The following is an 18,810-nucleotide window of genomic DNA, read 5'->3' on the forward strand; positions in this document are numbered from 1 at the left end:
GACTCGCGTTCCGTGACCGTCTCCCGCTCCGCTCGAGTGGCCCCTTCTATATAGCTGGACGAGAGGCGATACGTATGGAGCGACGAGCCTTCCTCCGGGCCAGCGCTGTCGGGGTGTCGCTGTCGGGCGCGGCCACGGTCACGACGGCTCGAACGGGGTCAGCGACCGCGCGACAGGCCTCCTACGAACCGCTCGGCCGGGTCGACATCGAGGCCGCCGCCGAGGCCGTCGTCGGCGACGACGGCGACACGGCGTATCTCGCGACCACGACCGGATTCGCGACCGTCGACGTGAGCGATCCCGCCGAGCCGACGGTCCTCGCTGAGCGCGACGTCGAGATCGGCGGCGAGTCACTTCGCAACGTCCTCGACGTGAGCGTCGACGGCGACCGGCTGGTCGTCGCAGGGCCTGCCAACCCCGGCTACGAGCCGATGGGGGTTCGCTGCTACGACGTGCGCGACCCCGCCGAGCCGACGCCCGTCGACGAGTACGAGACCGATTTTCACATCCACAACTGCACGCTCGCGGGCGACCGGCTGTTCGTCGCCGAGAACGACTTCGAGACGGGAACGAACGCGCTCGCGATCTTCGACGTCGCAGACGGGATCGAGCAGGTCGGCTCGTGGTCGCTGCTGGACCGCGAACCCGGCTGGCGCGACCGGCCGTTTCTCGGCCGCTATCTCCACGACGTCACCGTACAGGACGACGTCGCTTACCTCCCCTACTGGAACGCCGGCACCTACTTGGTTGACGTGAGCGATCCGACCGCCCCCGCGTACGTCTCCCACGTCGCCGATACCACTCTCGAGGCCCAACGCGGGGCCGGTCGCGACGACACCGTCTACGGACTGCCGGGCAACGACCACTACGCGGCCGTCGACGAGGCCGGCGATCTTCTGGCGGTCGGCCGAGAGGCCTGGGCGACCGGCGGCGACGCGCCCGATCGGCCGGGCGAGATCGATCTCTACGACGTGAGCGACCCCGCCGAGCCGGTCCACAGGGGATCGATCGATCCGCCCCGGACCGACGCCGAGCGCTACGCGGACGGAGAGTGGACGACCTCGCACAACTTCGACCTCCGGAACGACCGCCTCTACTCGTCGTGGTATCGGGGCGGCGTGAAGATCCACGACGTCTCCGACCCGAACGAGCCGGAGCAGCTCGCCTGGTGGCGCGACCCCGACGAGACGGCCTTCTGGACGGCCCGCGTCGCGGTCCCCGGCGAGACGTTCGTCGCCTCGAGTACGGAGGCGATTCCCACCACCGCGCTCGAGGGGGCACTCTACACCTTTCCGATCGAGTCCGGCGAACAGGCCGATCCGCCGTCGCTGCGAGACCCCGATCCGTCGAACGGGTCCGACGGGAACGGGGCGGGGGACGATACCGCGAGCGACGACTCGATTCCCGGCTTCACCGGACTCGCCGCCCTCGCCGGGGGCGCGGCCGGCCTCGAGTGGCTCCGCCGACGCGGGAACGGAAACGTTCAGGATTAATTCGGCTGTTTTGGGGTCGTGACCGAAGGTATACCCCGCTCGAGCGACTAGGACGGCACATGACCGACTCCGAGGACGAGCCGTCTCTGAAAGAACGCGTCGAGCAGTGGATGGCCCGGGAGATGCCGATCATTCAGATGCACGGCGGGACCAGCGCGGTGCGGGCGGCCGACCCCGAGACCGGCGAGGTGATCGTCGAACTCGGCGGCGGCTGCAAGGGGTGTTCGGTCAGCGACGTGACCACGGGCAACATCGAGGCCGAGCTCATCACGTGGCCTGAAATCGACGAGGTGACCGTTCGAGTGCCGGACGCTCGAGACAGTCTCGGCGGCCCCGACCAGCCCGAGTCGATCATGGGCATCGACCGAACCGAGGGCGGCCGCGGCGACTGGGGATCCTCGAACCCCGGGAAGGACCACCTCTGACGGTTCGGACGCCGGTTCGTGCTTCGCTTCGAACCCCGTGTGTCTCATGTTGACAGGGGCGGATAGTTTTGGGAAGTCCTATATCCTTTTACGCGCCCGTTACGGACGTTAGATACCATGACGAGTAGACGCCTGCAGGCGGGAGGTGTCGGCGATGGGTGACGCGCCCGATTCCGGCGAGGACGAGCCCGACGCCGAGACCGACGGCGGCGTCCGCGCGTACACCGTTCGGCTCGAGCTGGTCGACGAACCCGGCGAGTTGCTTCGCGCGCTCGCCCCGATCGCCGACAACGGCGGCAATCTGTTGAGCATTCACCACCAGCGGGGCAACATCACACCGCGGGGACACATCCCCGTCGAGGTCGATCTGGAGTGCCCGCCCGACCGGTTCGACGACATCGTCGACGCCTTGCGCGACGCCGGCGTCAACGTCATTCAGGCCGGCGAGGAACACTACGGAGAGGAGGTCAGCGTCGTACTGGTAGGCAACCTCGTCGAGACCGATCTCTCGAACACCCTCTCGCGGATCGAGGACGAGGCCGACGCCGTCGTTCAGGACCTCTCGCTGGCCGCGCCCGAGGGCACCGACGGCATCTCGAGCGCTCGCGCCCGGCTGGCGATCGACTCCGGCCGCTCCGAGGAAGCCATCGCGGCGATCCGATCGATCGGCTCGGACAAGGGGCTGACCGTCGTCGAACCGCTGCTCGGAGGTGAGGCCTGATGCGGCTCGCGATCCTCGGTGCCGGCGACGTCGGCCGCTCGGTGGCCGATCTGGCCGGCGAGTACGGCCACGAGGTCGTCGCGCTGGCCGACTCCACGAGCGCCGCGGTCGACCCCGACGGGATCGCCGTCGAGGCCGCCCTCGAGCGCAAGGCCGGCGACGAGACCCTCGGGACGAGCGATCCCGAGGACGTCCTCGAGACCGAGTACGACGTCCTCGTCGAGGCGACGCCGACGACGCTGGGCGACGCCGAACCAGGCTTCTCGCACGTCCGGCGCGCGCTCGAGGCCGACCGCCACGCCGTGCTGGCCAACAAGGGCCCGGTCGCCGAACGCTACGAGGAACTCCGCGCGCTCGAGGCCGACAGCGCGGGCTCGATCCGGTTCGAGGCCACCGTCGGCGGCGCGATTCCGGTGCTGTCGACGATCGAGGACTGCACGCCCCAATCGGTCACCGCCGTCCGCGGCGTCCTCAACGGCACCGCGAACTTCATCCTCACGCGCATGGCCGCGGAGGGACTGGACTACGAACACGTCCTCGCGGAGGCCCAGGACCTCGGCGTCGCGGAGGCCGACCCGACCTTCGACGTCGACGGCACCGACGCGGCGCTGAAGTTCGTCATCCTCGCGAACGTACTCGCCGACGGCGGATTCGCACTCGAGGACGCGAGCGTCGACGGGATCCAGTCGATTCCCGGCAGCGCGCTCGATCTCGCCGCCGAGGACGGCCGGACGATCCGGCTGATCGGCGAGGCGACCCGCGACGGCGTCCGCGTCGGCCCGCGACTCGTCCCCGAAAACGGCGCGCTCGCGGTCACGGGCACGCGAAACATCGTCCAGATCGAGACCCGCAACGCCGGCTCCTTGCACTCGAGCGGCCGCGGCGCGGGCGGCCCGGAGACGGCGACTGCGGTGCTGTCTGACGTCGGCCGTCTCCCGCCGCTGTAACCGTTTGTCTCCCCCGGACGCTTCGTTTTTCGGCGCTTCCGATCGGTCGCTCGTTCTCGACGCCGTGCGTGACCGACTGGTCGTAATCCCGCTCTCGCGAGCGGTCCGTGTCGTGTGAATGCTAGCCAAACCGCAAGAGGGCGGCGGGATGGACCGAATACGCTTTCGAAATGGTTTTAACCGCAACGAGCCAAAGGGACCGATATAAGCGCCTCTGCGCGTGAGCTACAACAATGAGCGACCAACACCAGAACCTGGCCATCATCGGTCACGTCGACCACGGGAAGAGTACGCTCGTGGGGCGACTCCTCTACGAGACGGGGAGCGTACCCGAGCACGTCATCGAACAGCACCGCGAAGAAGCCGAAGAGAAGGGGAAGGGCGGCTTCGAGTTCGCCTACGTCATGGACAACCTCGCCGAGGAGCGAGAGCGTGGTGTCACCATCGACATCGCCCACCAGGAGTTCTCGACGGACGCCTACGACTTCACGATCGTCGACTGTCCGGGCCACCGAGACTTCGTCAAGAACATGATCACCGGGGCCTCGCAGGCCGACAACGCCGTTCTCGTCGTCGCCGCCGACGACGGTGTCGCGCCCCAGACCCAGGAGCACGTCTTCCTGGCTCGAACCCTCGGTATCGACGAACTCATCATCGGCATCAACAAGATGGACATCGTCGACTACGAGGAGTCGACGTTCAACGAGGTCGTCGAGGAAGTCAACCAGCTGCTCAAGCAGGTTCAGTTCCAGACCGACGACGCCTCGTTCATCCCGATCTCGGCGTTCGAAGGCGACAACATCGCCGAATCCTCCGACAACACGCCGTGGTACGACGGCGAGACCCTGCTCGAGGCGCTGAACGACCTGCCGGAGCCGGAGCCGCCGACGGACGCGCCGCTCCGACTGCCGATCCAGGACGTCTACACGATTTCGGGCATCGGTACCGTCCCCGTCGGCCGTATCGAGACCGGCGTCATGAACACCGGGGATAACGTCTCCTTCCAGCCCTCTGACGTGGGCGGGGAGGTCAAGACGATCGAGATGCACCACGAAGAGGTGCCCAAGGCCGAACCCGGTGACAACGTCGGATTCAACGTCCGCGGCATCGGCAAGGACGACATCCGCCGCGGTGACGTCTGTGGTCCCGCGGACGACCCGCCGAGCGTCGCAGAGACGTTCCAGGCCCAGATCGTCGTCATGCAACACCCCAGCGTGATCACGGCCGGCTACACCCCGGTCTTCCACGCACACACGGCGCAGGTCGCCTGTACGATCGAGTCGATCGACAAGAAGATGGACGGCAGCACTGGCGAGGTCGCCGAGGAAGACCCCGACTTCATCCAGTCGGGCGACAACGCGGTCGTCACCATCCGACCGCAGAAGCCCCTCAGCATCGAGCCTGCCAGCGAGATCCCCGAACTCGGGAGCTTCGCCATCCGCGACATGGGTCAGACCATCGCCGCCGGCAAGGTCCTCGAAGTCCACGAGAAAGAATAAATGCAGCAAGCACGCGTTCGACTCGCGGGCACGAGTCCAGACGACCTCGACGACATCTGCGACGACGTCCGCGAGATCGCGAACAACACCGGCGTCAACCTGAGCGGTCCGATCCCGCTGCCGACGAAGACCCTCGAGGTGCCGACCCGGAAATCGCCTGACGGCGAAGGCACTGCGACGTGGGAGCACTGGGAGATGCGCGTCCACAAGCGCCTGATCGATCTGGACGCCGACGAACGCGCACTCCGACAGCTCATGCGCATTCAGGTGCCGAACGACGTCTCGATCGAGATCGTTCTCGAGGATTAGCCGTAGCGAGAACCCCAGTATCGTTTCGGCTCTTTTCATTTATACCGGCTGATCCGGACTGGACAACGGGTAGACCGCTTAGAACCATCAGCGATCCGTTGATGCGACAGATCCGCACGCGTTAGACGTGTCGCACCGTTACTTTCAATATTGTGTATTATTATAATTATTGGTATGGCAGTGTACAGTTCCCGACGGCGGTTTCTTGTTGGAAGCGCCACTGCGGGTGCCGCGATAGGGCTCGGCGGGGTTCCGGACCGGACACACGCGATGAATCCCGGCTCTCTCCCGGTAGATCGCGATGCCCTCGAAACCTTCGTCGATGAGACGATCGAGTCGGAACTCGCAAGCCACGACGCAACCGGTGCGGTCGTCTCGATCGTCAACGACGGATCGGTCGCTCTCTCAGCGGGGTACGGAGAGACACCGTACGACGGGACCCCGGTAACAGCCGATGCCACACCGCTCCAGACCGGTTCGATTTCGAAACTGATCACCTTCACCGCGGCGATGCAACTGCTTGAACGGGATCGTATCGATTCCGACGAGGACGTAAACGATGTTCTCGAGTCGGTGTCGATTCCCGACACGTATGACGAGCCGATTACGGTCTCACACCTCGCGACCCATACCGCTGGCTTCGAGAACCGGATCCGGAACGAGACGGTTGGCCTCGAGCATCGACAATCTCTGGAAAACGCCGTCAGTTCCTATCAGCCGAGCCGGATCCGCCCGCCGGGCGAATTGCTGGTGTACACGAACTACGCAGGCGCGTTGACCGGCCAGTTGGTGGCAGACGCCACCGGATCGCAGTTCGACGAGTACGCCGCAACCAACGTCTTCGACCCGCTCGGAATGGATCGAACCACGTTCGAGGCGATTCCAAATCACCTCGAGTCGGACACCCGTGACGACCTGATGAACTATCTTCCGTGGTACTCAAATAGCCCGCCCGCGTCCGGGCTATGGTCGACGGGAGACGACATGGCACAGTTCATGCTGGCCCACCTAAACGGCGGTGCGACCGACGCTGGCTGTATCCTCTCCGAAGCCGCGACTGACGAGATGCACCGACAGTGGTTCGCTCCCCACGAGACGGCCGACGGGATGGCGTTCGGGTTTTTCGAACGCCATCGGGACGACGTTCGCCTTCTTACCCACGCCGGAGACGGGCCCGGTTACCGAAGTTCGTTCATCCTCGTGCCGGAACTCGATCTCGGGCTGTTCGTCTCGTTTCTAGGAACCGAGCCCGGCTCTGCGGTCTGGTCGGTTCAGGACGCGTTTCTCGATCGCTATGTCCCGACGACCGAGCGGGAACTAACTCCCGACGGCCGCCCGGAGCGGGCTGACGATCTCGAGGGGACGTACCGCGAACTTCAGGTCACCGAGAGTACGACCTATGAGAAATCACTGCTTGCAGCGTACTTCGTTCCCGACACGGAGGTACGGATCGAGGACGACGGGATGTTGGTTACCGAGGGGGCCAGTACGACTCGCTGGGTCGAGGTCGAACCGCTCGTCTTCCGTCGGATTGACGACCAACGGACGCTCGTGTTTCACGAGGACGACGGAGAGATTACGGCACTTTCGATCAGCCCATTGCCGTACGAAGAGATCACGGCCCGCGCCACCGGCACACTGCCATATACACTCGTTCCGGTCTCCCGACACGAAGACTTGGCAATCCAGACGGGACTGGCAATCGGATCGTCGCTCATCGCTTTCTCAGGGGTATTGGGTTGGCCCCTCGCCGCGGTGGTTCGTCGATACCGAGGATCGTCGCCGCCCGAATCTACACGGACACGGCGCTCGAGATGGTCAGCAGGCGGCGCTGGTGCGCTCCTATTCGGATTCGTCACGGCAATCATGATCGTTTGGATGCTCGCTCCGCGTTTCGGCGGTCCAGCGGTTATCAATCGGCCACCTCCCGGCTTCGGTCTCCTGTTTGTCATGCCCACCGCCGCTGCCGCCGCAACGCTCGTTGGCGCCGTCTACACGGTTTTGGCCTGGTACGAGGGGCTCTGGTCCCTCCCCGCTCGAGTACACTACACCCTCGTCGTCGGTGCACTCGCAGTACTCCTGTGGCTGTTTCGCTACTGGAACCTCCTCGGGATGTCGGCGTTGTGACGAGCGCTGCGATCGCTGCGCCGGTGGCTTCCGCCCTCTATTGCAGCGCCGTCGTTGTGATACACGCCAGAGAACAGCCATGTCGGCGGCCTCGTGACTGCGATGCACCGCTACAACCGTGTTAACCGTTCATTCGGTGGCCGAGTGCATGTGAGAAACGCTGTAGTCGAGTGTGTGGCCCTCGGTTGCAAGCGAGAATCACAAGTTCTTACTGTATAAAGATCGGAATAATCCTGATGGACGTCATCCCTCCGTTCTGGATAGGCCTACTCTTGGCCACCCCGCTGCTCTCGCTGGCGTACGTAATGACCGTCTACGTTGTGGTACGCCGTTGGCTCCCGATCAACTTTCGTCGGTATGCCCACTGGTTTAACAGCGGTTTACTGGTAGTCATCGGTACTGCTGTTGTATTTGCCAGTCCGATCGAGATCCCACTGGCGTTTCGGTGGCTGTATCCTGTGGCGATTCCGCTCGGGATCGGCGTGTACGCCGTTGATACGTACATCAAGACACGTGTGGTCGGGGATCCTATCGGAAAGGGGACGGAAGCGCTGGTGACGATGGCGCCCGTATTATTCGTTCCGATTTTCGAGGAGGTTATTTTCAGAGCGGGCTACGTTTTTCTGTCCGATCGCTTCGGAACCGTGGTCTATACTGTCGGATCTGCCTTCTCGTTCGGACTCCATCATAGTGGTTACGGGAAGACAGAGATGCTATTTAAATTCGAGAACGGCCTCGTTTACGGGACGCTTTTCGTAGTGACTGGATCACTCGTACCCCCGCTGTTGGCACACTGTGGATACAACCTTGCAGCCGTTGTAGTCCATATCGACACGCCTTGACCGGCCGAAGAACTCCTCCCGATTCGATACTGAGCGTTTCCTTCGTACACCCAGACCTACGATTCGAAACGGCAGTCGTCAAAGTTGGAGCAACGCTTGCAAAGCGGTATGGATGTCCGTTTGACGATCCACGCCGGAACCTTTCACCGGCGTCCCCGACGTATAGGGCCGTATGAGTCCCTCGACCGATTTAACTTCCGCTATTATCAATAAATTAAATACATATGCTTATTTTATTCGACGTATGGATGTCCACTTCGGAGAGGTCGACTGGGAGAATATAGACGACAGTCACGATCCGGAACAGTATATCGAGTACCTCGATTCGGTGTCTGATACGCAATGGGCTAAAGAAGCCAAAGAATACAGTTATCGAGCGCTCCGTCCGAACGAGGGGGATCGAATTCTCGACTTGGGATGTGGTATCGGGGTCGACGTAGACGGTCTCGCCGAATACGTCGGTGAGACGGGGACGGTCGTCGGAGCAGACAAGAGCGAATCGATGGTCGAAGAAGCAAGAAAGAGATACGGTGATCGAGAAAACACACGATTCGTCACCGACGATGGTATAGAACTATCGTTTTCACGCGACGAGTTCGACCGATCGAGAACGTCCCGCGTCCTACAGCACGTCTCCCGTCCTAAAGTTGCTATTCAGGAATTAAAACGTGTGACTCGATCCGGTGGGCTGATCTGGGCCGTCGAACCGGATTGGGAGATGTATCTCCTCGATGCACCGAATTCCGAGATCGGGTCCGATATCATGGAACCTCAGTTCGTTCCCGTCCAGCACCCCTCGATAGGGCGGAAATTATACCGATTGTTCAGCGAGTCCGGGTTCGATGATATCGAAACGAACGCTCACACCGTCACGATCGCCGACGCCGAGAAAGCGACCCTTTCGTTCCGGTTGAAACCGAGACTGAAGGCGATGATAGAGACCGGTTTAATCAGTCAGGATGAGGCGGAGCAGTGGCTCATGGAAATAAAACAGGCGTCGGAAAACGAGCAGTTTTTAGCGGCTGGAACTGCGTTCACTGTTGTCGCACGAGTTCCCCATCGCACCGATTGAAACGAGTCTCCCCCTGGCTAGCATCACCAGCGACAGCGCATTCAACCGACGGACGCGGTTCTCCTGCATAGTCGCTGTATCCGTTGGCAATCGTTTTGATACCTCTCTCCCCGACGGACCACGGATTTCGAACACTGGGTTGTGGGTCGTAAGTATCCCGCGGCGGAGACGCATATCCGAACGATTCTCGTCGACGGGAGAGACGGCATTCGAACCCATCTAATGTGACATATCCTACATTGACTCCTGGCTCAAGCGTACCCACTGCTTTTCGATCCTCGGTTTGACTCCCGTCGTGCAACACGTCGGCTACGGTGCTACCGCCAACTACGATTTGACATCCTCCCCACGCTAAACGACGGGGCTTTCTTCTCGAGTCTCCGGTAACTTTTCTCCCGATAGAATAGCTATTTAATAGTAATTAAGAAAAATTTATATTCTGTCGATTCTATTAGTAACTTGCAGTATGGAGTTTGAAATTAGCGACGAGAGCGAGAATAGTGACGCAACTGAAGCGGTCGCGCCAGGTTCCTGCTCCTGCTGTGCAGGCGTCCTTCCCCCGTGTTGCTGCGGGACGTAGGCAGTAGGTCGGCGTGAACCGCCTCGGGGTCAAGCCCCGGGGCATTTGCCTTGACCGCCTGTAACCGTCAGCAGTTCGCTTCCGCATTGGCGCGGGAGTCAACTGTTCACAACTGTTCCCCGAATTTTTCGACCACAGTCCGAGGGCTGTTTCGTACTGTGTCTCCGGTCGGTCGCAGCCAAGACTCCTCTCCCCCTGAAATCGTCTCTTCTGTTCTATCGTCGAATCGGTGTGGCTGTGATATGCGGACCGACTACGTCTTCCGTTCCGCGAGCGGAGCTTACGGAAACGGATGCGGAACCTCATAGATGTCGCTCCCCTCACACCGCGGGTGTTCGTCGGGGATAGCCGACGGTACCTGTAACGGAATCAATTCGGGGACGATGACTTGAACGGCAGGAATGCCGACGTGGGCGGTTTCGGGTGTCGTTATTTCGACGCAGATCGGCGTACATCCAGCAGCCTCGAGCCGGCGGAGACACTCGCTGTAGGTTGCCTCACCGAGCGGTTCATGACGAGGGGCACCTGGGTCGCCGTCGAGTAGGAATTCGACTTTAGCGAAGTTATCGGGGTTGCCGTACAACAAGACGTTGTCCTCGAAATTCCAGATCTCATCGCCGAACCGGACCGAGTCGGGACTCCGATCTGCTTTGAGCTTGTTAATATGTATCCAACCCTGTGCCGCTTCGATGAGCGCCTCCTCGATCGTTTCGCTCCGATCCGGGCCGGCAGCACTACCGATCATGAACTTCGGATACTCATCGCGCTGATTGACGAGAACGGCCCCGTAGGCCGGTACATCGACCAGTGTGTCGTACTCGAAGAGATGATATTCGAAGTGGTTGGTGGGCAAAAACGCTTCCAATCGGTCATCCAACCCGGGCACCCGTTCCGGAAGGATCTTTCGAGGAGACAAACGGTTGAGCCAGGTCTCCATGAACCCATCACGCTCGATGACCTCATAGAGCCCTGCCAGAATTGCGTCACGGGCGTTACGACCGGCAGCTGCCCCGTTCGAAGTCCCGATAAAGTGTCTCTCGTCGTTCTTGAGCGGCCCCTTGAAACTCCAGACGAGTTCCGCGGGAACATAGATCGTGTCTCCAGTGAGAAGGTTTACGCCTGCCGTCCAAGGGATCGACGTATCCGTATCGATCGGTTCGATCTGTGGAATCGATCCGGGATCCGAATAGATATCCAAGTACTCAAAATCAACGACCTCGTGTTCTCGTTTCATCTCGGCGTACGCGCCACGACAAATGCGATCTTCGTCGGGTATGTCCATGCAGTAGCGTTCGACGGTCTCACCGAATGCGGTCTGCAGGGCCGCGCTGACGTTCTCACCCTTTCCCCCTGCTTCGATGCTGGATTTGTCGTCGTTGCGGAGTGTACTCGTATCGGTTTCGATGATCCCACTCGAGAGCAACTGCGGACTGGCCCGGTCGGAGTACCAGACGTTTATGCGTTTAATGATTCCAGTCTTTCGCCCGAGGAGCCACTCGTATTCGGCCGGAAGCGGTCGATCGTGTTCCGTAATACGCATACTTATCCCTCCCTGCTCAGCCGCTCGAGTTTTCCCGCCTTGACTCGATCTCGGATCGTGATGAACCGCGGCGTGTCATCGCCGGGATCCTTTCCACAAATGTCACATCGAGGCAGCCGAAGCACGTCGTTAACCTCAACCGAGAGATCCAAGAAGTTGATCACAAGCGATCGGCCGACGGTAAAGGACTGACCGTACGCGAGGAGGTGGAGAAAATCGATACTGGCGTACCCAGCGACCATTCGATTGTATGATGGGAGTCCTTCGGCCGCAAGTCCCGACTGTCGTGAGAGTGCTTCCCGATACATGTCGTACGTTTCGTCGTTAATGTTCGCCGCGATCCGGCGTTGCAGACAATTATAGCAGCCGGTCTCGCCCGGGAAAACCGTCGGCCCGACTAAGCCATCGAATCCGCTCACCTGAGCGAGCATCCAAGGCGTTCCGGTTTCGTCTGCGATCCTGCTCACTTCCTCGCCGAGAGCCGGGTAGGCCCGATCCGCAGCATAAATCACTGCAGTGGCGTCCGCGATGGCGTCGTTGTAATCCCCGTCAGCTACCTGCTGGAATCGCTCGTCCGAACGAAGATCCGACACGTCGGCCCGGGCCTCCGGAATCGGCTGAGCGAAGCGTACCGTTCCGACGTCGCTTTCGATCAAGTCCCGAGCGACCTGTGGACCGATCGAACCCGCGTTGATCACCAGCGCATCGGTTTCATCCAGTCGCCTGCGATCCTCGCGTTTGAACCGCGGCGAAAGCATCAACTGGGGGCCGCCGTAGTCGGTTCTGATATCTGCCCCGTCGTAGATTATATTCCGGTCTTCCATCCGCTCGAGCAACGACGTGATCGCCGCGTGGTCGTCTTCATCGAACGCCTCGAAGATTTCCTCGAGGGTGTGTTCTCCGTCCAAGTGTTCGAAGAGATCCCCGATCGCATCTTCCTCGTCCGTTTCCTCGATGGTAAGTACCGGCCCGGTCCACGGACCCGCCCTAATGTGGTACGTATTCTCTCCCGACTGGATCGCAACGAACGATGGATTCAATTTCGGCTTCTCCAGTCGCTCAATGGACGAATGTCCGCTGTCACGCATCATCTTCCACCTCCGCTGGAACCCCGACGAGGCCCGTATACACGATGCTTTCGTCGACGCCGTTGATATCAAGCACGTCTTCCATAGCGCGTTCGTTTACTGACGATATCGGAATGGAGTGAAGGCCCAAACTCGTCGCCGCGAGCTGTACGTTTTGCATGATATGCCCCGATTCTTGAAGCGCAAATCGGTATCCACGGGTGCCGTACTTCGCTTTCGAGCGCCAAAACGCGGCGGTGAACAGGAGACTGACGGCTGCATCTTCTACCGTCACACCGCCCCCCTTCTGGAACGCATCCAGAACGTCGGAACACTCGGCTGCTCCACCCAGCTTTCGAAGCTTGTGGCCTTGTGGCACGTAGTAGTAGAGCCCTCGATCGAGCGACTGGCTATCGGTGAGTACTGCAAGATAGGTTTCGACCGGGTAGAGCCCTCCTCCAGACGGATACGCGCGAAGTTCCATTTCGACACCGGAGACCGGTCTTTCGTCGTTCGGGACGGAAGTCTCCGTAATGCCACAACTATAGTATAGTAGATTGGATAACGTCTGTCTGGAGATCCCCTCACCGGCATATGACCGTTTGGATCGGCGCCGTTTGATCGCGACAGCCACGTCCGTCTCGAGCGACTCGTCGGGAGCAGGCAAATCCACGACTTCCCTCCCCTCGTAGTCCGGACTGATCTGCTGGCACACATATGTCATCGTCTCGTTCGTCAAAAACATCGATGTCGTCCGGTCGTCGATGCGGTTCGTGTTTTCGGTGAGTTTCGTATTTTCGTGGAATATCTCGGCAAGATCAGCGTCGAGAAATTCTTTGTGTGTGTACCGGTACAGGTCCTCCCGATCCGGCTTCGGACGCGTCGCTCGTCCACTGTACTCCGCCGTCATCAACTGGTTCAATATGGCTGTATCCATTCTTGACTATGAATTTGTCTACCTAGACAATAAATATATCTATTTTTAATAAGACAAGAACCAAACCATCACACACCCCGCGTCAACCAGTCTCCTCGGAGCGTTCGAAGGCGACTCGCTTGCCGACGCCATCTCGATTACGACCGGTGGATACGCTACGAGTGGAGTCGCCGCTTCCAGTACTGCCTCCGACAGTAACTGTGATTCCGAGAGAGAGTCGACGCGAAACTCCCCACCCCGTCTCACCATCGATACCGTCGATCGAATCACGACCGCGCTGGGACTTTTGTCGCTCGCCGTCGTACTCGTCCATATGAAACGGCGCTCTCGGTCACGATCACAGGTAGGGACGTACCTGCAGGCCGATTCCGGGACCGACGAGTCGGGGCCCCGCTCGAGCAGCGCCGTCCTCGAGGTGCTGGTCGTCTTCGTCCTCGTCTTCGTCGTCCAGGGGCTGACCGCGCTGGTCGGCGTGATGGGGACGTTCTTCGTCCTCGGACCGCCGCTGACCGCCAACCCGTGGACGATCGTCACGAGCGTCTACGCCCACGACGGCCTCGGCCACCTCGTCTCGAACGGCCTCGCCTTGCTGGTCTTCGGCTGGCCGGTCGCGCGAGCGACGACGCGGGCCCGCTTTCACGCCTTCGTCGCCGTGACGGGCGCGGTCGCTGGAACCGCCCAGATCGTTCTCACGCGACTGCTGGCGTCGGTGCCACTGGTCCCCGTCGCCCCCTCGCCCGGCGTCCTCGGTGCCAGCGGCGCCGTCTTCGCCCTGCTCGGCTACCTCCTCGCGTCGAACCGCCTCTCGAGCGGGCTGGGCTCGATCGTCGACGTCCCGCCCTGGCTGTCGGCGCTCGTGGTCGTCGGCCTCGCGGTCGCGGTCACCGCTGCGACCGCCTCCCCCGGCGTCGCCCTGCTCGCGCACTTCACCGGCTTCGTCGTCGGTGCCGTCGCCGGGCGGGCACGCGTCCTCGCTGTCGGAGCAGGGAGGGACTCCGCGAGAGTCTGAGTGATATCCTCGAATACCGTCCGCACCCGTGGTGGTGTCTCCCGACCCCGCGTCGAAACACAAGCCTCAAATAGAAACCACGGATAGGAATGCGCGAGGGCTCGTAGATCAGTGGCAGATCGCTTCCTTCGCAAGGAAGAGGCCCCGGGTTCAAATCCCGGCGAGTCCATTCGACTCTTGTAACGTTTCGAATTACCCGGTTAGTCGCGAGTCTCGCGACTGCTACCGAATTATACGCGGGTTCCGAATTCGTACAAACCCCCGTAGGAAATCGAGGGACGAACGATGCCGAATTCGGGTCCGCGCAGTCCCGTGATTTCCGCGAAGGAAATCCGGGGTGGTCGGCGTGAGTACCACACTCTCGAGACAGGTAACGCAGTCTACCTGTCTCCATTGTGGCACTCATGTGACGGACCGGTTCCGCCGGGTCTTCGGCGACGACGAGGACCGGGCCCACCGCTGTGGTGACTGCGATACGTACGCGCGTCTGAGCCGCGGGTCCGCCGCTGGTGTCGACGTGGCGGTCCCCGATCCGGAAACCTCCGAGGGCCGCCACGGGGGTGAGGCCGATGCGTAGTGGGTTCGTCCGGGCGAGCGAGCTGTACGATGTCGATAGTCGGACGCCCATCGCCCATCCGGCCGATCAAGCGACCGACGCCGACGTTCGCCGCGCGCTCGAGGATCGAGAGATCTGTACCGACGGCGGACAGTCCTCGAGCGGTACCGAACGAACACGTGTCCTGAATCTGTACGCCGGGATCGGCGGCAACCGGAAGCTGTGGGACGACATTGACGTGACGGCCGTCGAGATCGACGAGGAAGTGGCTGCTGAGTATCAGCGCCAGTACCCGGAGGACGACGTGATCGTCGCGGACGCTCACACGTTCTTGAAACAGCACTACGACGACGATTGGGACTTTATCTGGTCGAGTCCACCGTGTCAGAGTCACTCAAGCGTTAGCTACGCGATGTGGCATTCCGACGAGGCGCACAACGCGAGTCGAGAGCCGGACTATCCGGATATGCGACTCTATCAAGAGATTGTCTTCCTCGAGAAGATTTTCGACGGGGACTGGGTCGTCGAAAACGTCGATCCATACTACGACGAACTGATTCCGGGTCAGAAAGTCGGGAGACACCTGTTCTGGTCGAACTATCACATCCCCGATTTCGACGTACCAGAGCGTGATTTCCCGTTCACCAGTGGGAACCCCTCCGACCGGAACAAACTCGAGTCGTGGTTAGGTATCTCGCTGTCCAAGAACATCTATCTGGGTACCTCGAACGATCCGACTCAGGTACTTCGGAACGCGGTCCACCCTGAACTCGGAAAACACGTCTTCGACTCGAGGGACACCTACGAGCAGCAGACGTTACTTGCAGTCGCGGATGGTGGGGAGCCGTGTTCGCGCGACACAGCGACCGATAGCGAGGACGGTGGTTCGCGATGAGCCGGCTTGTCGAATCTGACGAGTGTGAACGCTGCGGTGACCGTGTCGACGCGCTTCGCCGACTCTGTCCCGAGTGTACGCGCGCGGTTCGGAACGCGCGGGAGGGCCCGTTATGAGTTCTCGAGCGTCGGAACTCGAGAGTCCGAAGGCCAGCGGCGACGCCCTCGAGGGCGAGATCGTCCAGGCCGTCGACGCGCTCGAGTACGTCGGTGATCGGACCGCGACCTGGCACGACGCCAAGACGACCGCCGTCCTCGAGCCGGATCAGTCGCTGCCGTTCTATGGGATCGTCCTCGTCGAGCCCGGCGTCCCTGTCGAGATCAAGGGCTGTCAGATAGAGACGAGCAACGGCGATCGGTCGACTCGGGGACGGTTCTACGTCAAGCGCGCCGCGCACGACCGGTTGCTCGAGGCGGGCGGGATGTACCTGTTTGTGGTCTACCTGCCGCGGCCGGGACTGCCCCAGGTCGCGCGGGCAATCGTGCCGGCGACGCTCGTCGACGAGTTGCTCTCCGGCCGGTGGTACGAGGTCGGCGGGGAGCGCTCGGAGTCCGAGGTCGCGAAGCTCGCGTGGTCGCACGTGATCGATCCGGCAGGCGTCGATCCGTCGGTATCCGTGGAGGGATCCCGATGAGCGTCGACACCGAAAGCGACGATCGCGACCTCGAGGCCGAGTTGGCCAGCGCCGAGGCCGGACAGTCCGGGATCCCCGTCGACGCCGTCTGCGTGGGCTGTGGACGGACCCGCGTCAAGCGCGCCAGCCTCGAGGAACTGGACCAACCCGACGCCGACCCGACCGCCCTTGAGGCGAGCGACTGCACGTCGTTCAAACACGTCTGTTACCCGTGTCAGGGCGCGACGTGGTGGAACCCGGTTGCGGTCCTAACCGGGTTGCTCGAGAGTGAACGGGGTGAGTAGCGGTGTCCCAAGTCGAGACGACACCGCACGAGATCGAGGGCCGATGGAAGTGGCCCGATTGGGGTCGCGGTCCGTACGACGCGCTGTCATCGGTGATGCTCGGGCCGCCCTTCGAGGGCTACCTCGAGATCGACACCGAGATCGACGGCGAGCCCTGGCACCTCGAGGTCAGCTACAGCAAGTCCGGCTTCGCGCCGCGACTATCGGACGGGATCAACGCCGAGCGGCTCTACGAGTGGGACATCAAGGGCCGCGGGCGCGGTGAGCGGAAGGCATCGTACAACCTCTCACCGCGGTTCCCGAACATGCGTCACTGGGAGAGCGGCGAGCGACTACAGCTCCCGTGGGAGAATCAGGTCGGCGAGGTCGACGGCGTCGACGTCGAGTTCCACACCAGCAACATCGAACCCGAGCGCGGACTCGAGCTGCTACCGGAGTTCTTCGAGGCGATTTTCGATCATGCCGGCGAGCGGATTCACTCCGAGTACTTCAGAACCGAGCCGCACCCGGCGAGTCGGATGTGGGCGTACGAGCGCTACGTCCGCATTCGCCGCGAGTGGGCGGAAAAGCTGTCGTCGGCCGGTGTGCTGCAGAAGGTCGCGCACTATCTCTCCGATCTCGAGGGCGTGAAGGCCGAACTCCATATCGACAATCAGGAGATCATCAACCACCAGAACCGGCTGTTCTTGAACCCCACGTCGGCCGGCGAGTTGCTGCCCGGCCACACCTACGGGCGGAAGTTCGAGATTTACCAGCTGGCCGATCCGGACGCGGTCTCGAAAGATCACCCGTCGTACCATCCGAAAGTGGAGGTTCTGGTGAACAAGTCGATGAACGACGGCGAGGGATGGGCGTGGGCCGATCGCCACGAGGTCACCGAGCAGATCGAGGAGACGCTGTTGAACGCGCTCCACTGGGAAGACATCCCGCTCGGGCCCGACGGGAGCGGCGTTTACGTCGCGGACGATCACTTCGACGCGGTCGCCCGTGACGACCTGGTCGAACTCTACGAGGACCCCACACCCCGCCTCGAGGCGAAGACGGACCACCTGTTGATGACGACGTTGCGGGACATGGGCGACACCGCCCGCGACGTGACCGAGACGGTCGCGACCGACGGCGGTGCGACCGTCGACGATCTCGCCGACCAGCTGGGGAAGCACCCCGCGACGATCTACCGGGCGATCTCCGACCTCGGCGAGATCCTCGAGCTAGATCAGGGCGACGTGTCGTTCCGGGCCCGAAAGTATCGGGAGGAACTGCGGGCGCTCGTCGAGTCGGCCGAGTACGCGATCGAGAGCTACGCCGACCGGATGCAACACATCATGGGTTTGGCCGACCACGTCGCCGAGTCGTCGCCCTTCCAGGAGTGGCTCGCGAAGAACGGCGCCGACCTCGAGTTCGACGAGAACGGCGATCCGCGACAGATGCGGATCGATACGATCCTCTCGCGACTGAAGGCCGATAGCTTCGAGAACGTCGCGACGATCGCCACCGAGGCCCTCGAGAAGTGGTCGAAGTCGGGGAACGACCCGACCGTCCTCCGCGGTGTCGAGCTTACCTGGAAGACTCCGGGCGGCGGGACTGAGACCGGATTCGTCGGCGCAGTTGCGGACCGCTGAACCGGCCCGCATAGTGGCAACGCTGTCGTTTTCGCTGTTTTCTGCAAGTTTGCTTGACTAACACTGGTGCTTAGACAACGCTGGTTGTATTTCGCCCTCGAGGGAGGGGGAGGCACCGCGATCGCACCGCAACGCCGGCGGGGTCGTTTCGCGCTTCGCGCGAAAGCCCCCTTGGCGGGTGTCCCCAAGGGGACTGAACCAAAAAATTACAACGCTCCACCCCCGCCTCCGCAGGTTTCCAGTTGATCCAC

The 18,810-nt window shown here is 61.8% G+C and carries 18 protein-coding genes, 1 tRNA gene and 1 pseudogene; 17 read left to right on the forward strand and 3 right to left on the reverse strand.

Translation table 11 applies throughout. From position 1 onward, the window contains the following. Positions 1-74 precede the first annotated feature (74 nt). The 10 genes and pseudogenes from A6E15_RS02025 to A6E15_RS02065 all read left to right on the forward strand — a co-directional run bounded on the left by A6E15_RS02025 (position 75) and on the right by A6E15_RS02065 (position 9,435). On the forward strand, positions 75-1,493 hold the full coding sequence (locus A6E15_RS02025; RefSeq protein ID WP_076143174.1) for an LVIVD repeat-containing protein: 1,419 nt from the start codon (positions 75-77) through the stop codon (positions 1,491-1,493). 59 nt (positions 1,494-1,552) lie between these two features. After that, positions 1,553-1,918 carry a NifU family protein gene (locus A6E15_RS02030; protein ID WP_076143175.1) on the forward strand — a complete coding sequence of 122 codons (366 nt, stop codon included), beginning with the start codon at positions 1,553-1,555 and terminating at the stop codon, positions 1,916-1,918. A 154-nt stretch (positions 1,919-2,072) separates the two neighbouring features. Further along, positions 2,073-2,639, forward strand: coding sequence for an amino acid-binding protein (locus A6E15_RS02035; protein ID WP_076143176.1), 567 nt, complete (start codon positions 2,073-2,075; stop codon positions 2,637-2,639). Beyond that, a complete protein-coding gene (locus A6E15_RS02040; protein WP_076143177.1) occupies positions 2,639-3,586 on the forward strand; it encodes a homoserine dehydrogenase in 948 nt (315 codons plus the stop codon). The genes A6E15_RS02035 and A6E15_RS02040 overlap by 1 nt, the downstream gene beginning before the upstream one ends. Positions 3,587-3,819: 233 nt before the next feature. After that, a complete protein-coding gene (gene tuf / locus A6E15_RS02045) occupies positions 3,820-5,085 on the forward strand; it encodes a translation elongation factor EF-1 subunit alpha (RefSeq protein ID WP_076143178.1) in 1,266 nt (421 codons plus the stop codon). Then, on the forward strand, positions 5,086-5,394 hold the full coding sequence (gene rpsJ, locus A6E15_RS02050; RefSeq protein WP_004215311.1) for a 30S ribosomal protein S10: 309 nt from the start codon (positions 5,086-5,088) through the stop codon (positions 5,392-5,394). 174 nt (positions 5,395-5,568) lie between these two features. Next, positions 5,569-5,643: pseudogene (locus tag A6E15_RS21845) on the forward strand (twin-arginine translocation signal domain-containing protein); the annotation flags it as partial. Positions 5,644-5,664: 21 nt separating this feature from the next. Beyond that, on the forward strand, positions 5,665-7,521 hold the full coding sequence (locus A6E15_RS02055) for a serine hydrolase domain-containing protein (protein WP_076143179.1): 1,857 nt from the start codon (positions 5,665-5,667) through the stop codon (positions 7,519-7,521). A 236-nt stretch (positions 7,522-7,757) separates the two neighbouring features. Further along, a complete protein-coding gene (locus A6E15_RS02060) occupies positions 7,758-8,363 on the forward strand; it encodes a CPBP family intramembrane glutamic endopeptidase (RefSeq protein WP_076143180.1) in 606 nt (201 codons plus the stop codon). A gap of 244 nt (positions 8,364-8,607) precedes the next feature. Beyond that, a complete protein-coding gene (locus tag A6E15_RS02065) occupies positions 8,608-9,435 on the forward strand; it encodes a methyltransferase domain-containing protein (protein WP_076143181.1) in 828 nt (275 codons plus the stop codon). An 860-nt stretch (positions 9,436-10,295) separates the two neighbouring features. Here the strand turns inward: A6E15_RS02065 and A6E15_RS02070 are convergent. The 3 genes from A6E15_RS02070 to A6E15_RS02080 are packed head-to-tail and all read right to left on the reverse strand — an operon-like array spanning position 10,296 to position 13,559. Further along, complete coding sequence (locus tag A6E15_RS02070) at positions 10,296-11,555, reverse strand: YcaO-like family protein (RefSeq protein ID WP_076143182.1); 1,260 nt, start codon at positions 11,553-11,555, stop codon at positions 10,296-10,298. Positions 11,556-11,557: 2 nt separating this feature from the next. Continuing rightward, positions 11,558-12,646, reverse strand: coding sequence for a TOMM precursor leader peptide-binding protein (locus A6E15_RS02075; protein ID WP_076143183.1), 1,089 nt, complete (start codon positions 12,644-12,646; stop codon positions 11,558-11,560). Further along, positions 12,636-13,559, reverse strand: a complete 924-nt coding sequence (locus A6E15_RS02080) for a SagB/ThcOx family dehydrogenase (RefSeq protein WP_084177324.1) — start codon at positions 13,557-13,559, stop codon at positions 12,636-12,638. The genes A6E15_RS02075 and A6E15_RS02080 overlap by 11 nt, the downstream gene beginning before the upstream one ends. 313 nt (positions 13,560-13,872) lie before the next feature. Here A6E15_RS02080 and A6E15_RS02085 point away from each other — a divergent pair, with 313 nt between their 5' ends. The 7 genes from A6E15_RS02085 (at position 13,873) to A6E15_RS02115 (ending at position 18,559) form a co-directional block, all read left to right on the forward strand. After that, a complete protein-coding gene (locus A6E15_RS02085; protein WP_076148145.1) occupies positions 13,873-14,568 on the forward strand; it encodes a rhomboid family intramembrane serine protease in 696 nt (231 codons plus the stop codon). Positions 14,569-14,665: 97 nt separating this feature from the next. Beyond that, positions 14,666-14,737 (forward strand) — tRNA-Ala (locus A6E15_RS02090). 168 nt (positions 14,738-14,905) lie between these two features. Continuing rightward, positions 14,906-15,145, forward strand: a complete 240-nt coding sequence (locus A6E15_RS02095; protein ID WP_049965900.1) for a DUF7563 family protein — start codon at positions 14,906-14,908, stop codon at positions 15,143-15,145. Then, on the forward strand, positions 15,138-16,019 hold the full coding sequence (locus A6E15_RS02100; RefSeq protein ID WP_076143184.1) for a DNA cytosine methyltransferase: 882 nt from the start codon (positions 15,138-15,140) through the stop codon (positions 16,017-16,019). Before A6E15_RS02095 ends, A6E15_RS02100 begins: the two co-directional genes overlap by 8 nt. Before the next feature lie 112 nt (positions 16,020-16,131). Continuing rightward, positions 16,132-16,653: a hypothetical protein gene (locus A6E15_RS02105; RefSeq protein WP_076143186.1), complete on the forward strand. Its 522-nt coding sequence runs from the start codon at positions 16,132-16,134 to the stop codon at positions 16,651-16,653. Beyond that, the gene (locus A6E15_RS02110) at positions 16,650-16,937 is read left to right on the forward strand and encodes a hypothetical protein (RefSeq protein WP_076143188.1); all 288 of its coding nucleotides are present in this window, start codon (positions 16,650-16,652) and stop codon (positions 16,935-16,937) included. Before A6E15_RS02105 ends, A6E15_RS02110 begins: the two co-directional genes overlap by 4 nt. Before the next feature lie 2 nt (positions 16,938-16,939). Continuing rightward, positions 16,940-18,559, forward strand: coding sequence for a DUF7845 domain-containing protein (locus A6E15_RS02115; protein WP_076143190.1), 1,620 nt, complete (start codon positions 16,940-16,942; stop codon positions 18,557-18,559). Positions 18,560-18,810 lie beyond the last annotated feature (251 nt).

The organism is Natrinema saccharevitans (assembly GCF_001953745.1).
GTDB classification, from domain to species: Archaea; Halobacteriota; Halobacteria; order Halobacteriales; family Natrialbaceae; genus Natrinema; species Natrinema saccharevitans.

Excerpts from the sequence above, each read along its gene's own strand:
- A6E15_RS02075 (WP_076143183.1), bottom strand. The coding sequence starts at position 12,646 with ATGATGCGTGACAGCGGACATTCGTCCATTGAGCGACTGGAGAAGCCG.
- A6E15_RS02080 (WP_084177324.1), bottom strand. The coding sequence starts at position 13,559 with ATGGATACAGCCATATTGAACCAGTTGATGACGGCGGAGTACAGTGGA.
- A6E15_RS02040 (WP_076143177.1), top strand. The coding sequence starts at position 2,639 with ATGCGGCTCGCGATCCTCGGTGCCGGCGACGTCGGCCGCTCGGTGGCC.
- A6E15_RS02105 (WP_076143186.1), top strand. The coding sequence starts at position 16,132 with ATGAGTTCTCGAGCGTCGGAACTCGAGAGTCCGAAGGCCAGCGGCGAC.
- A6E15_RS02065 (WP_076143181.1), top strand. The coding sequence starts at position 8,608 with ATGGATGTCCACTTCGGAGAGGTCGACTGGGAGAATATAGACGACAGT.
- A6E15_RS02110 (WP_076143188.1), top strand. The coding sequence starts at position 16,650 with ATGAGCGTCGACACCGAAAGCGACGATCGCGACCTCGAGGCCGAGTTG.
- A6E15_RS02030 (WP_076143175.1), top strand. The coding sequence starts at position 1,553 with ATGACCGACTCCGAGGACGAGCCGTCTCTGAAAGAACGCGTCGAGCAG.
- A6E15_RS02035 (WP_076143176.1), top strand. The coding sequence starts at position 2,073 with ATGGGTGACGCGCCCGATTCCGGCGAGGACGAGCCCGACGCCGAGACC.
- A6E15_RS02085 (WP_076148145.1), top strand. The coding sequence starts at position 13,873 with ATGAAACGGCGCTCTCGGTCACGATCACAGGTAGGGACGTACCTGCAG.
- A6E15_RS02070 (WP_076143182.1), bottom strand. The coding sequence starts at position 11,555 with ATGCGTATTACGGAACACGATCGACCGCTTCCGGCCGAATACGAGTGG.
- A6E15_RS02060 (WP_076143180.1), top strand. The coding sequence starts at position 7,758 with ATGGACGTCATCCCTCCGTTCTGGATAGGCCTACTCTTGGCCACCCCG.
- rpsJ (WP_004215311.1), top strand. The coding sequence starts at position 5,086 with ATGCAGCAAGCACGCGTTCGACTCGCGGGCACGAGTCCAGACGACCTC.
- A6E15_RS02100 (WP_076143184.1), top strand. The coding sequence starts at position 15,138 with ATGCGTAGTGGGTTCGTCCGGGCGAGCGAGCTGTACGATGTCGATAGT.
- A6E15_RS02055 (WP_076143179.1), top strand. The coding sequence starts at position 5,665 with ATGAATCCCGGCTCTCTCCCGGTAGATCGCGATGCCCTCGAAACCTTC.
- tuf (WP_076143178.1), top strand. The coding sequence starts at position 3,820 with ATGAGCGACCAACACCAGAACCTGGCCATCATCGGTCACGTCGACCAC.
- A6E15_RS02025 (WP_076143174.1), top strand. The coding sequence starts at position 75 with ATGGAGCGACGAGCCTTCCTCCGGGCCAGCGCTGTCGGGGTGTCGCTG.